Origin of the sequence: Chryseobacterium sp. HMWF035, assembly GCF_003094695.1 — a bacterium.
GTDB classification, from domain to species: domain Bacteria; phylum Bacteroidota; class Bacteroidia; order Flavobacteriales; family Weeksellaceae; genus Chryseobacterium; species Chryseobacterium gambrini.
Genome location: NZ_QEHP01000125.1, coordinates 1 through 13,850, shown reverse-complemented (window position 1 = coordinate 13,850; position 13,850 = coordinate 1). Strand labels below are relative to the sequence as shown.

Genomic DNA, 13,850 nt, shown 5'->3' with positions numbered 1-13,850 from the left:
ACGCGATGATGGAAATTTAAAATTCATGCAAACATCTGTGGAGAATAAAAATCTGCATAATCTGCAAAATCAGTGGGAGAAAAAAACAATTCATTATTGATAATTCACCTCAATAACCCAAACAAGGACTGCAAAAATAAATTTACAGCCCTTGTCTTTTAGGTTACTAATATATTCGCGATGAAATCGGGCACCAAAGCATAGTGCGACAACTTCATGCTGATCGAAGCTCTTCCGCTCGTTAACGTTCTCAGATCAGAAATATATCCGAAAGTCGAAGCCAGAGGAACCTCCGCCGTGAAAACTTTTCTTCCGGATTTTTCATCAATCGAAATGATGATTCCTCTTCGTTTGTTGATATCCGCAGTCACCGCTCCGGTATAATCCTCAATCGTCTGAATCTCAACTTTCATGATCGGTTCCATTAATTTAGGCTTACAGGATTTTCCTATTTCCCGGAAACCGTCTCTCGCAGCCATTTCAAAATCCTGAGCATGAGAATCATTACTGTGAGTAGATCCGTCAAGAAGCGTAACTTTCATACTTTCCAGAGGATAGCCCTGTAATGCTCCAGTTTCCATTGCCTCTCTGAATCCTTTTTCAACAGACGGAACAAATTCATTCGGAATCACTCCGCCTTTGATCTGATTGATGAATTCCAAACCAATTCCATCATCATTTCTCGGCCCGATTTCAAACGTGATGTCCGCAAACTGTCCGCTTCCGCCATTCTGTTTCACAAGTTTTTCACGATGCGTTCTGGCTTCCGTTAAAATTTCTTTGTACGAAACTTTAGGTTTTCCCTGATTGATTTCAATTCCGTGATTCAACCTGATCTTTTCTAAAGTAACTTCAAGATGTAACTCTCCCAAACCGCTCAGTAAAGTTTCTCCTGTTTGTCGGTCTCTTTCAACAACCAACGATGGATCTTCTTCCTGAATTTTCGCTAAAACCAGTCCGAAAGATTTTTCATCCGCATTTGTTTTCGGTTCAATAGAAACCCTGATTACCGGAGCCGGAATCGTAATGGATTCAAGCAAAACAGCCCGTTCAACAGAAGATAAAGAATCTCCGGTTTTCGCATCTTTTATTCCGGTTAAAGCCACAATATCTCCCGCTTTTCCTTCTTCAACCGTTATCGTTTTGTCCGACTGCATCTGCAAAATCCTTGAAATTCTGAAACTTTCACCCGTTCTTACATTCTGAACCGTATCACCGGATTGTATACTTCCCGAATAAATTCTCAACATCGAAAGTTTACCCATATGCTTATCAATCACCACTTTGAAAACCAGTCCTGAAAAAGTTTCCTCTTCATTTCTTTCCAGCTCAACCGTTTCTTCCGTTTTGGCATCTTTTCCTTTCACGGAAGGCAACTGATCCGGTGAAGGAAGATAACTTACAATCGCATCAAGCAAAGGTTGTACTCCCTTGTTTTTGAATGCGGAACCACATAAAACAGGAACTGAATTTCTTGACTGACAAGCTCTTTTTATGGCTTCAGTGATCATTTCCTCAGAAATTTCTGTTTCAGAATCCAGAAAATATTCAAAAAACTGTTCGTCAGATTCCGCTAAAGTTTCCATTAGTTTCATTCTCCATTCATGAGCTTCAGCGTTGTAAAGTTCCGAAATTTCCTTTTCAATAATAGTTTCTCCGTTTTCATCCATCCAGTACAGCGCTTTTTGCTTAATTAAATCGATAACGCCTTCGAAACGGTCTTCAGAACCCATCGGAATTTGTAAAGCTAAAGGAATTGCATTCAGTTTTGTTTTAATTTCATTTAAAACAGCAAAAAAATCAGCCCCGATTCTGTCCATTTTATTGATGAAACAAATCTTTGAAATTCCATGTTTCTCAGCCTGAAACCAGACATTTTCCGTTTGCGGCTGAACTCCCGAAGAAGCACAGAAAACTGCTACGACGCTGTCCAGAACTCGTAAAGAACGTTCAACTTCCACCGCAAAATCAATGTGTCCCGGAGTATCGATAATGTTGATATTGAAGACATTTTCATCTTTTTTCCACTGGGTAGAAATTGCAGCCGAAGAAATCGTAATTCCCCTGTTTTTCTCTTGGATGTCTTTATCCATTGTGGTATTTCCTTCGTCCACATTTCCGATTTTATGAATCATTCCCGTGTAATAAAGAAGTCTTTCCGTAAGTGTTGTTTTTCCTGCATCAACGTGTGCTATAATCCCTATATTTCGTGTGTTGTATTTCATTTTGTTAAATTTAAATTGTTGATTTTAAGGTTGTAAAATGTTTTAAAACGCAAAGTTCTTTGAAAACTGTTTTTTATTTAAGAGAGCAAAGAGTTGCGACAAAGTCGCTGATGAAGCTAGCTTCTTAAAATCAATTTATTGATTAAAATCTTTGCTCACTTTCTTATTCAGTAAGAAAATTTTTCTTTGCGTTAAAAAATTAGACAACCTTTCCGAATGTAAAAGCTGAAAAGTAGGGTAGCAAAAAAGACCTATCTGAAACAGACAGGCCTTCGTTATATTTTAGTTTTATAAGGTCGATCGTTATTCAGATAAATATTTAGTGCTACCAAAGTACACAGCTCTGATAGGATTGCTTAAAGTAATTATATTTATCATTTTTGTTGACATTGTTGATTGTTAACCGGTTGCAAAACTAGAAAAAATATTTTAACAGCAAAAATTTTTTTTTCATTTTTTTAAACCGACAAAAAAAATGAAAATTTAAAGACATTATTTGCTAAATTATTTTTAACGCGATGATCTCCAGGTTTTGTTCAATCCTTTGAAAACATTTTCGTTCGCTAAGGCACTTCGTTCAGCAAATGATAGCATCAAGTCTTGGCTGAGTGAAACGCCCTTGCGAAAGAAAAATACCCACAATAATTTTAAAAAAATCTTTGAGGACTTTGCGTTTAAAAAAGAATTTTCCAATAACAAATATTACGGAAAATCATAAAAATTTCTTAAAACAGCCAACTACATTTACACATTAATTTAAAAATTCTATCTTTGAAAGGAATTGTATTTTGAACACGAACAGATGAAAGAAAATAATAACCATTTAAAACATCTTTTTCAAGAAAAAAGCTAAATAAAACTTTTAACTGAACCATTTTGAAAACAGATATAGACATCCACAATCACTCACATTTTTCCTTTGATTTGTGGCTTACTTTAATAAAATCTCATCCTGAATTTAAAGCAAAAAGAGTTGAGCTGTTCTCCTCATTTTTTGACGTAAAAAAAACAATTGATGAAGTTGCGAAAGTCGTAAAATATTATGATGATCTTTGCAATTCTATCAATGAGGTAATTGGAGGAAATGTTGACACTTTTGAAATTTATTTATTAATTTTAAATGCACTGGAAGTAGATGTAAAACAATTGAATAAAGATCAGTTAAATCAGTTTTATCAGAAAAGCGAAGATCTGTTTCTGGAATATAAACCTATTGTGATTTTTGAAAATTTACATCAGTTTTTTGATGAAATTAAAAATCAGGGAAAAACAATCAATATTCTAAGCAATACAGGTTTTATTAAAGGAAAAACCATGAGAAAATTCCTGATCAGTGAAAACCTCGATCAGTATATTGATTTCCACATCTATTCTGATGAAATGAACTGCTCAAAACCCGATCCCAAAATCTTTCAGGAAGTGAAAAATTTACTTCCCAATCAGGATTTAGATGTAAAACAGGTTTTACATATCGGGGATAATCCTGTCGCGGATTATAAAGGCGCAAAGGATTTTGGTTTCAATGCACACTTACTTACACCCAAAATATAATTATGAACAAGAGGTACAGCTTACACCACATTCATTCGGCGGATGAATTTACATTTTCACCCGAAGAATACAGCTATTTCAAATATGGCGATAAGTCGTATGCTGAAAAATTTGCAAAAGAACTGTTCGAAGGATTTGTTTCTTCACATGAAGATATTTTAAATACAGATAAAGAAATTGTGGTATTGCCAAGTCCTTACATGGCAATTCCTACAGCGTCTAATTTTTTATGTTTTTACTTTAAGAAGCATCTGGATTTTTATTTGTTTCAGAAAGGAAAAAAATCAAGCATTTTATCGAAAATTAACAGAAATCATACCTACACGACGGATTATGGAAATTTAAGTTTTGAAGACCGTAAAAATCTTATTGCTAACGACACCTATTATCTGGATAAAGATTTTCTTAGAGGAAAACTTTGTATTTTTATAGATGATATTAAAATAACAGGAAGCCATGAATTTACGGTGAATAAAATTCTGGATCAGTACAATGTAGAAGCAGACTTTTTATTCATGTATTATGCTGAACTGATGAATTTTGATCTCGATCCTAAGATTGAAAATTACTTTAATTATTACGCGGTAAAAAATGTACAAGATATCGCAGACGTAATGGGGAAGCCTAGTTTTCAGTTTAATACACGAATTGTAAAATATATTTTAGGCTTAGATTCAGGTAATTTTGAGTATCTTTCGTCTAAAGTAAAAAAGGAACTGATGGATAATCTGCTGGAACTGGCAATCAGCAATAATTATCATTTAATAAAAGAATACGAAAACAATATAAACACTTTAACACAAACCGAATTATATTATGGCTATTAACTTACAGAAAGGACAGAGAGAAAATATAAACGCACCGAAATTTACGGTTGGTCTTGGATGGGACATCAATAATACGTCTACCGGAACCGCTTTCGATTTGGATGCTTCTTTATTTTTATTAGGTGAAAATAAAAAGTTAATTTCAGATAATCACTTCATCTTTTACAACAATCTGGAGTCTCCGGACAAAGCAGTAATTCACTCTGGTGATAATCTTACGGGAGACGGAGCAGGAGATGATGAGCAGATTAAAATCGATCTTACTAAAATAGATCCTGCCGTGAAAGAAATTACTGTTGTGGTAACCATTCACGATGCGGATTCAAGAAGACAAAACTTCGGACAGGTAAGAAATTCTTTCATCAGAATTTTCAATACAGATACCAACGAAGAAATTTTAAAATATGAATTAGACGAAGATTTCTCTATTGAAACGGCAGTGGAATTCGGAAGAATCTACAACAGAAACGGCGAATGGAAATTCGAAGCGGTAGGAAGCGGACAGAGAGAAGGTCTAGAAAAATTTGTATCAATCTATCAATAATCTATTATGGACAATCAGGAAAATCAACCTATAGATCCGCTTGGATCAATCGAACCTTTAAAGACATTCGAACCTACTCCGATGGCGCCGCCGCCGAGTATGGCAACGCCAAGTACGCCTCCTGCACCATTAGTAGACAGGGATGGAAATGTAAATCTTACGCAGTTACAGGCAGAAGAACGCCAGAAATATGAAGCTCTTGCAGATTCTATCGACGAAACTAACCCGGGATCGATCGTTAATTTCGGGGCAGATCTTCAGAGAACATTATCCAACCAGAGTGACAGTTTCCTTGGAAATGTAAGAAGATCAAATTCCGGAGAAGTAGGTGAATTGATTAATAATTTATTAGTCGAGCTGAATTATGTAGATGTTGAAGAATTAAATCAGAATAAATTCAAAAGTTTTTTAAGCAAATTGCCTTTCATGAAAAGTGTCATGACGCAGATCGAGAATTTATTTGCCAAATACGATAAAATCATCAACAATATCGATCAGATTGCTTATAAAGTAAATGCAGGAATCATTACTTCAACGAAAGATAATGCGGTTTTGCAGACGATTTTCGAAAGTAATGTCAACGCGATCAAACAAATTGAAGAACTGGTGATTGTCGGAAACCTGAGAATGGAAAAAGCCGGAGCGGAATTAGCGCACATGGAAGCCAATACTCAGGAATTTCAGGATTATCAGATTGCTGATAAGAGAGATTTTATTGCAAGATTAGACAGAAGATTAGCCGATCTGAAAGTGGTTCGATTAATCATGATGCAGTCGCTTCCGCAGATCAGACTCGTTCAGAACAACAACGTTTCGATTGCAGAAAAAGCACAGACGATTTTAACGACGACTTTACCGCTCTGGAAAAATCAGCTTTCACTGGCAGTAGCGATGTACAGACAGCAGCAAAGCATTGAAATTCAGCAGAAAGTTTCGGCTACGACGGAAGAAATTTTAAGAAAAAATGCAGAACGTTTGGGGCAGAACTCTGTGAATGTTGCAAGAGCTAACGAACAGACGATTGTTTCCGTTGATGTGTTAAGAGAAACAACAGCAAAACTAATCAATACATTAAACGAAGTGAAGCAGATCCAAAAACAGGGTGCGGAAGGAAGAAGAAAGCTGGATCAGGATTTAATGACTCTGGAACACGAATTAAAAGCAAACGTAAGAGGATAAGAATGAGAGATGAAAAGTGAATGATGATGCTGTAAACATATTGTCACAAAGCAAAAGAAGATTAACCAAACTTAAACTTCTTGCAAATTTTTTTGAAAATGTTGATATAATTTCGATCTACATTAAGACGGATATTATCCATAATCTTTTTCAGGAAAATAAAGGACTCGATTACAGCAAACTGGAACTTTTTCATCTTCAGTATACCGACAGTCTTATTGAGCTTTTAACCAAAATTAAAAGGCAGAAGGAAAATGAGATGTTGGCTGTGCTTAATGAAATTGATGTTAACAGCAAATACATTTCCGGTTTTGAGGAAAAGCGTGTAGACGGTTTCGAAACAGACCGTAAAATGTACAGCGGGATCTTTTCCAATCAACTGAAAAGTCTGTATAATGATCTTACGGAAGATAAATTTCGGGCAAACTGGGATAATGTTCTGTATTTCTACAAAAAATATGCGGCAGAATTCTACCGTTCGAATGTTGATGAAGAATTGCTGAAATCCGGTTCTTTTCCTGCCTATCAGTATCAGGATTATCAGATTGAAAGGAAATTACTGGGAAGGCTTAATATTCAGAACTTTAAGGTTCGTTTTGTATGCGGATATGTCATCACGGGAAACGAATATGAATTATTTAAAATCTTCCAGTCCGATGATCACTTCATTTTTGATATCGAAGGCAGAAAAATGTATTTAATTGATCCTAAAAAACTGGAAAAACTAGATACAATGCCCAATGAATCGAATCAGGGAACAATTGTTTATCAGTTAAAAAGAAAAAATGAACAATTGGAAGAGACAATGAACGAAAGGAAAAAAACATTACCGGAGCAGGTGATTTCAGTATTGAAAGATTATCTTAAAAATCTTGAAAATACCGACGTTATGAGTAAAATGTTCGACATCAATGAAGAAACCAATATTCTTCGTGCAATGCTGAATTTAAATTTAAATAATAATTAAAATGGTAAATGGGCTAAAAAGCAGCCTATTTACAATCACAAAATAAAACAAAAACTTAAAAAAATGGCTATTAACTTACAAAAGGGTCAGAGAATAAACCTAACGAAGGAAAACGGAACCACGCTTACACAGGCTTGTGTGGGAATCAACTGGGGAGCAATCGAGAAGAAAGGATTCTTCGGAGGCGTTACAAAAGAAGCAGTAGATTTGGATGGAAGCTGTATTTTATACGATTCCAATAAAAACGCGACAGAAGTAATCTATTTCGGGAACTTAAAATCTAAAAACGGTTCGGTAAGACACAGCGGAGACGATTTAACGGGAGATGTAAATGGAGATGACGGTCTTGACAATGAGGTGATTACTGTGGATTTCAGCAATCTGGATTCCAATGTAGAGCACGTTGCTTTGGTTCTGAACAGTTATAAAGGTCAGGATTTCGGTACTATTCCTTTCGCATCCATCAGAATTTATGAAGGAACGCCAACCAACGTAAGAGAAGTTTTTGCAAAATATGATATTGCGAATGATGCATCTTTCAAAGGTCATGTTGCCATGGTAATGGGCGTTTTCTACAAAAGAAACGGAGAATGGAAATTCAACGCGATCGGAGATCCTACAGCAGACAGAAAATTACAGGAAACAATAGAAACTGTAAAGCAGAAATATTTGTAAAATATAAGCATTTAAAATGATCATCAATAGGAACGAGCTTTAGCCCATTTGCATTAAAAATAAGTTTCCAATCCGGCTTTAGCCAAAACTTATTAACTGTTGAATGAAATTTTAAAATAAAAATAAAATTTAGCAATACTTGTACCCGTACAAATATTGCTTTTATCGTATAATAAGCACATTTAAAAGTGGACAAACATCAAGGTATTTTAGATCTTCATCCCGGTCTGGTTTGGGGATTTGCGATAACAGTAGTTATCATGTTGCTTCTGGATTTAGGAGTTTTCAACAAAAAAAGTCATGAAGTTTCTTCCAAAGAAGCTACAATCTGGTCAATCGTATGGATCTCACTGTCTATGGTATTCTCCGGTGTGGTTTATTGGGTTTTCAATACAGACGGAAGTCCCGAAAGTCATGCTTTGGCAGTAGAGAAATTCACGCAGTATCAGGCGGCTTACTGGATTGAGAAAGCACTTTCGGTGGATAACTTATTTGTATTCATTCTGGTTTTCGGGTTCTTTAAAGTTCCGAAATACCTCCACCACAAAGTTCTTTTCTGGGGAATTATCGGAGCATTGATTTTCAGGGCAATTTTCATTTTTGCGGGTGTTGGATTAATCAACCTTACTTACCTTCCTGAAATGAATATTTTCGGACATCCGGTAAAAATCAATATTGTAATGACTTTATTCGGGTTGTTCCTTGTGTATGCAGGAATAAAATCGTGGGGCGACGGAGACGATGATGACGAAGAAGATTACAGCAATACCGCAGGAGCACGACTGATTAAGAGATTCTGGAAGGTTTCAGACAATTACGTGGGCGACAAATTCTTTACGGTACAGAACGGAATAAAAATGGCAACCCCGCTTTTGGTTGTTGTAGCCGTAATTGAGTTTACGGATGTACTTTTTGCAGTAGATTCCATTCCGGCAATCTTCGCGATTTCCAATGATCCGTTTATCCTTTACACATCGAATATTTTCGCAATCTTAGGATTAAGATCATTGTATTTCCTGTTGGCGAATTTCATTCATATGTTCAGCAAATTGCCTTACGGTTTGGCTGTTATTTTATCGTTTATCGGAGTAAAAATGCTGATTGCACCGTGGATTCATATTCCGTCTCCGGTTTCTTTAGGAATCGTTGGAGGAGTTTTGGTAATTTCAGTGATTTTATCCCTGATTTTCCCCGATAAAAAGGATGACGAAGACAAAGAGAAAATTGAAGAATAAGATCAGTTCTTATTAAAAATAGAAAGGCTTTACACAATTTGTAGAGCCTTTTTTATTATTTTATTTTTAGGAGCTGTTTCGCGCTTTCCGCACTCGCTATTTTTAAGCTTTTTGGCGGCGCGGCAAAGCTGCGCCGCCAAAAAGCTTAAAAATGAGCTCAAACAATTGCTTCAATCGCGGCTATGGAATTAGTCTGTTTTTCAATATTTGAATTAGCCAATAAAGTTTCTCATCCTTTAGAAATCTCAACAGAATTAAAAAAATTGCGTGGCAAACACGATTTTAGTCTTCATAATTATCATTCAATGAGTGAAATCAAAGATTCTACGAAGTCAGACGTCGTTGCGAAAAAAAATACCCACTACAATGTAAAGCAAAACCTGGTGAACATTGCGTTAAAAACTAAATAGATTTCTCCTACGTCAAACAACTACTGGCAGTAAACTTTGAACATTAAACACTAAACTAAAAAAATAACTATTCACTTGCTAAGCAAAATTCACCATTCACTTTTCATTATTTGTTATATTTCAACAGCTTATTGATTTTCCGCCTCGTTTGTACAGAAACCTTATACGCTTCATCGCGGAGCTTTTGAATTTTTCCGACGGGCTGAAAGAAAATCTTACTTTCAAAAGGATTAAAAGAAAGCAATTCGCTGTCGCAGGAATTTGAGTTCAGAAGATTGTTTTTTTCAATTTTCACTTCCCCGATTTTAATATAGGGCGAATTTTTCCATTCAACATTAAGTTTATTCACAGGCTGATCTTTCAGGTCATAGCAAAGCTGAATAAGAACATCTGCCGTGAAATTTTCTTCTTTAAGATAACGTTCCACAGCATTTTTTACCTTTAATTTCTTCCCAAAATGTTTGTTGACAGATTGCGGTTTGATTTTAATTTTCATCATATAATCTCCCAGTCTGTACACACCGACAGAATGAAAATCAAATGAAAGAAAAAAATCATTTCTCTTCCTCCAGAGTCTGAATATATTTTTAACGAATGATGCCGTAACAGTTGAGGGAATGACTTTTAAAATCTGCATCAGTAAAGAAAAAGAACTCCATTTTTTTACAAAAAAACGATTAACGGATGTAAATAATTTTAGAAATGTACTCACCGAATTAATCGGAAACAACGGAAAATTCACCAAAGGAAAATTGGCAATCACGTTTCCTTTCTCATCATTAATTTTCACGGCAAAACCATATGCAGGAAAATCTCTTTTCCCCTTCATTACTTTTAAATGAGCGTTGGAGAGACGGATGATCAGATCATATTTTTCTTTATCGAAATACGGTTTCAGTTCTTCGGGAATGTTTTTATCAATAAGAAAAGTTCCTTTCGTAACAGCGTATGTTTTAGCATGAGCATTTCTCGTTGCGTAATGAACATCACTCACGGAAGGAGACTGCTCAACAAAATCAGTAATGCTTTTTTTATTGATTTCCAGAAGCTGCTTCTCTTCATCAGTCAGTCTGTCGTATTCCTTTTTATAGGGTAATGGATTGGGCATTTAGTTTTTAAGTCCAATTATAACGCCAAGTTTCGGAAATCCTATTAACAGAATATTAATGATACTTGAATTTTTTAAGCTGAGTTAAAGATGCAAAAAAATAAAATTTAATAAATTGAAAACTAATGATTTATATGTTTTGAAAATTTTCTATGATTAAAAAACTTCCATCTTCCGGCTATCATCTTCCGGCACAAAGAACTATCTTTGCAAAAATTATCAATTATGGGAGTAGCAGATATGTTATTTAAACGTAAAAAAGAATTGGCAGAAAAAAACCTGAAAGACGGTCAGGAATATATGGCAGAATATGGCAAGAGAGAAAGCGTTGTAGAATTGCCGAGCGGATTGCAGTATGAAATCATTACGGAAGGCGATGGCGAAAAACCAGGTCCTAGATCTACCGTAAAATGCCATTACCACGGAACTACCATCACCGGAAAAGTTTTCGACAGTTCTGTAAAAAGAGGAACTCCGGCTTCATTTCCACTGAATAAAGTTATTAAAGGATGGACGGAAGCACTTCAACTGATGCCTGTAGGAAGCAAATGGAGATTAATTCTTCCTCCGCATCTGGCTTATGGAGATCAGCAGATCAGCAAAGAGATCGGTCCGAATTCTACGCTTATTTTTGAAGTGGAATTGCTGGATATCAAGAAATAGTTTTATTAAAAATAGCTTAAAAATTTACCTGTTATTCGGGTAAATTTTTTTATTTGCGTAATTTTACCTTTCAAATAACTTAAAACAAATATTTGGTTTGAATTTGAAATAATGTAATTCTTATAAAATTTTCTGCAGGTTTGTAGCTTACAGATGTATAAGAATCCCGAATCACAGAAAACATCGATCAATGAAGAAGATAATTTACTTTGCAGCATTCAGTATGTTGCTTACTTCCTGTGTATCAAGGAAAAATCAGGCAATCAGACAAAATATTCTAACGCTTCGGGATAGCTATTGTAAAGCGCCTTTCAAATACAATTACGGTAATAAACTGCCTTCTTATAACTCAGATTCCATCATTAATGCCAACAAAGAATTAAAAGATAAATTTTCGGATCAGAGTATTTTGATTCTGAATGCTTTAGATAATCTGGACGAAGTTCATGAGATCATGGAGCTTAAAAAAGATACCTCGCTGGAATCTCAGGTAAAAGTTTTACAGCTAAAATCCAAAATCAACAGCAAAATAACCATTGCTTTAACCGAGCTGGATGCGGTTGCGGCAGAATTCGACTGTGAAGGGGAAAGAGTAGCGCAGATCGGAAATTATGTGGATAATTTAAACGATTCCAGAAACAATAAACTTATTCTGCTTTCGATTGTAACCGGAGCCGCGGCTTCGGTAGCGGGAGGAATTGTAAAGGATAATTCATGGAGTAATACCATCGATATCGGAGGAGGAGTTTTGGGAGCAGGATTTGGTTTGGCAACTTTAAATCCGAAAGGTAAAAAAGTAGAATTTATCCATCAGAGAAATCTGCTAAGAGATGTATGGAAAGGCAAATTACAGTCACCTAACTTTCCGCCGTTTATCTGGTATATGTACACCGAGAAAAAATTTTCCAATAGAGAGCAGCAGTCTATTATTTCGAGTATGAAAGAACGCTGGCTTCATTATCAGTTTGATGATGATAAAAAGCGTGCAGACGAATCTGTTATTTTCAGTGACGGAGGATTTTACCGTTCAGATGATCTTCATAACCGTGCCGCAATGCTCAACCAGATGCAGTCGGCAACCAGAACCATCAATCAGAATATCAATTATCTGCTTTTGGATCTGGATCGTCTGATTCTTTAACAAATTTTAATTGTAATATTTTTTGTTACATTAAAAAATTGTATATCTTTGCTGAGTAATTATAATGAACAACACAAGATTTGCCACGGCAATACATATCATGACTTTATTGACGGAAAGTCCGCAGGACTGGCTTACCTCAGAATGGATTGCAGGAAGCATCAATATCAATCCTGTGATTGTTCGTAAAGAGCTTGGTGTGTTAAGAGAAGCAGGTTTAATTACAAGCAGACAGGGAAAAGAAGGAGGGAGTCAGCTGGCAAAAAGTGCAGATTCCATACGAATTTCTGAAATCTATCTGGCTGTGAAGAACACCGAAGTTTTAGGAAAGAAAAACAATAATCCCAATCCGGTTTGCCCGGTCGGAAAAGAAATTAATAATCATCTTAAAAATTTGTTTTCAGAAACCGATCAGTTGGTTTTGGATTTTTTAGGAAATAAATCCTTAAAACAGTTCAGCGAACAGTTTAAATAAAATTTTTTGCTTAAAAATGTAACAAAAGTTATTACAATTAAATATAAAAAATAAACAGTATGAAAAAAGTAGCAGTAATAGGGGCAACAGGTTTTGTAGGAACTCAGGTTGTAAATGAATTATCCAATAGAGGATATCAGGTAGAAGCCATTGTAAGAGATGCTTCAAAAGTGGAGCAAAACGAAAAAGTAACGGCTAAAAGTGTAGATGTAAATAATGTAGATGAATTATCAGAAGCTTTAAAAGGAAATGATGCCGTAATCAGTGCTTTCAACGCAGGATGGACTAATCCTAATCTTTATGATGACTTTCTGAATGGTTCCGTTAATATTGAAAAAGCAGTTGAACAATCCGGTGTAAAAAGATTTATTACTGTTGGAGGAGCAGGAAGTCTTTACATTGATGGAAAACAGCTGGTAGACGGATCAGATTTTCCTGCAGAAATAAAACCTGGGGCAACTGCGGCAAGAGATTATTTAAACAAAATTAAAGAAAATGAAACCTTAGACTGGACATTTTTCAGTCCGGCAATAGAAATGCATCAGGGAACGGCAGGCGTAAGAACCGGAAAATACAGAACCGCTCTGGAAAATCCTGTTTTCGATGAAAACGGAAGATGTGTTCTTTCCGTAGAAGATGTAGCGGTGGTTTTAGTGGATGAACTGGAACAGAATAACCACATCAGAGAGCGTTTTACAGCAGCCTACTAATTTTTTTAAGATATGTTTTAAAAGTTTCGGCGGCACCGAAGGTGCTAGTCATGGTCGGAAGAAATCCGACCTCTTTTATGTTTTGAAAACTTTGTCTGGATTTCCTCCTGCAAAAATGATTAATACAGCTGTAATCATAT

The 13,850-nt window shown here is 35.6% G+C and carries 14 protein-coding genes; 12 read left to right on the top strand and 2 right to left on the bottom strand.

Translation table 11 applies throughout. From position 1 onward, the window contains the following. Nucleotides 1-158: 158 nt before the first annotated feature. Complete coding sequence (gene fusA, locus DD829_RS19435) at nucleotides 159-2,225, bottom strand: elongation factor G (protein ID WP_108410443.1); 2,067 nt, start codon at nucleotides 2,223-2,225, stop codon at nucleotides 159-161. Nucleotides 2,226-3,101: 876 nt separating this feature from the next. Here fusA and DD829_RS19425 point away from each other — a divergent pair. The 8 genes from DD829_RS19425 (at nucleotide 3,102) to DD829_RS19390 (ending at nucleotide 9,613) form a co-directional block, all read left to right on the top strand. Further along, nucleotides 3,102-3,776 carry an HAD family hydrolase gene (locus tag DD829_RS19425; protein WP_116548075.1) on the top strand — a complete coding sequence of 225 codons (675 nt, stop codon included), beginning with the start codon at nucleotides 3,102-3,104 and terminating at the stop codon, nucleotides 3,774-3,776. 2 nt (nucleotides 3,777-3,778) lie between these two features. Then, a complete protein-coding gene (locus DD829_RS19420; RefSeq protein WP_108411741.1) occupies nucleotides 3,779-4,603 on the top strand; it encodes a phosphoribosyltransferase family protein in 825 nt (274 codons plus the stop codon). Next, nucleotides 4,593-5,147: a TerD family protein gene (locus tag DD829_RS19415; protein WP_087708961.1), complete on the top strand. Its 555-nt coding sequence runs from the start codon at nucleotides 4,593-4,595 to the stop codon at nucleotides 5,145-5,147. Before DD829_RS19420 ends, DD829_RS19415 begins: the two co-directional genes overlap by 11 nt. A gap of 6 nt (nucleotides 5,148-5,153) precedes the next feature. Further along, on the top strand, nucleotides 5,154-6,326 hold the full coding sequence (locus tag DD829_RS19410) for a toxic anion resistance protein (protein ID WP_108411740.1): 1,173 nt from the start codon (nucleotides 5,154-5,156) through the stop codon (nucleotides 6,324-6,326). A gap of 40 nt (nucleotides 6,327-6,366) precedes the next feature. Further along, nucleotides 6,367-7,293 carry a hypothetical protein gene (locus DD829_RS19405; RefSeq protein WP_123906940.1) on the top strand — a complete coding sequence of 309 codons (927 nt, stop codon included), beginning with the start codon at nucleotides 6,367-6,369 and terminating at the stop codon, nucleotides 7,291-7,293. Between the two features lie 63 nt (nucleotides 7,294-7,356). Continuing rightward, nucleotides 7,357-7,968: a TerD family protein gene (locus tag DD829_RS19400; RefSeq protein WP_076392787.1), complete on the top strand. Its 612-nt coding sequence runs from the start codon at nucleotides 7,357-7,359 to the stop codon at nucleotides 7,966-7,968. Nucleotides 7,969-8,156: 188 nt separating this feature from the next. Beyond that, entirely contained in the window at nucleotides 8,157-9,203 is a 1,047-nt protein-coding gene (locus DD829_RS19395) for a TerC/Alx family metal homeostasis membrane protein (protein ID WP_076392785.1), read from the top strand. 182 nt (nucleotides 9,204-9,385) lie between these two features. Further along, nucleotides 9,386-9,613 carry a hypothetical protein gene (locus DD829_RS19390; protein WP_108411738.1) on the top strand — a complete coding sequence of 76 codons (228 nt, stop codon included), beginning with the start codon at nucleotides 9,386-9,388 and terminating at the stop codon, nucleotides 9,611-9,613. A 106-nt stretch (nucleotides 9,614-9,719) separates the two neighbouring features. Here DD829_RS19390 and DD829_RS19385 read toward each other — a convergent pair whose 3' ends face one another. Next, nucleotides 9,720-10,721, bottom strand: a complete 1,002-nt coding sequence (locus DD829_RS19385) for a catalase (protein WP_108411737.1) — start codon at nucleotides 10,719-10,721, stop codon at nucleotides 9,720-9,722. Between the two features lie 225 nt (nucleotides 10,722-10,946). Here DD829_RS19385 and DD829_RS19380 point away from each other — a divergent pair, with 225 nt between their 5' ends. The 4 genes from DD829_RS19380 (at nucleotide 10,947) to DD829_RS19365 (ending at nucleotide 13,710) form a co-directional block, all read left to right on the top strand. Further along, nucleotides 10,947-11,384 carry an FKBP-type peptidyl-prolyl cis-trans isomerase gene (locus tag DD829_RS19380; protein WP_087708965.1) on the top strand — a complete coding sequence of 146 codons (438 nt, stop codon included), beginning with the start codon at nucleotides 10,947-10,949 and terminating at the stop codon, nucleotides 11,382-11,384. A 190-nt stretch (nucleotides 11,385-11,574) separates the two neighbouring features. Beyond that, nucleotides 11,575-12,525 (top strand): hypothetical protein, encoded by a 951-nt coding sequence (locus DD829_RS19375; RefSeq protein WP_108411736.1) that lies wholly within the window; start codon nucleotides 11,575-11,577, stop codon nucleotides 12,523-12,525. A gap of 64 nt (nucleotides 12,526-12,589) precedes the next feature. Continuing rightward, nucleotides 12,590-13,000 carry an Rrf2 family transcriptional regulator gene (locus tag DD829_RS19370; RefSeq protein WP_108411735.1) on the top strand — a complete coding sequence of 137 codons (411 nt, stop codon included), beginning with the start codon at nucleotides 12,590-12,592 and terminating at the stop codon, nucleotides 12,998-13,000. Nucleotides 13,001-13,059: 59 nt separating this feature from the next. Next, a complete protein-coding gene (locus DD829_RS19365) occupies nucleotides 13,060-13,710 on the top strand; it encodes an NAD(P)-dependent oxidoreductase (RefSeq protein WP_108411734.1) in 651 nt (216 codons plus the stop codon). Nucleotides 13,711-13,850: the final 140 nt, after the last annotated feature.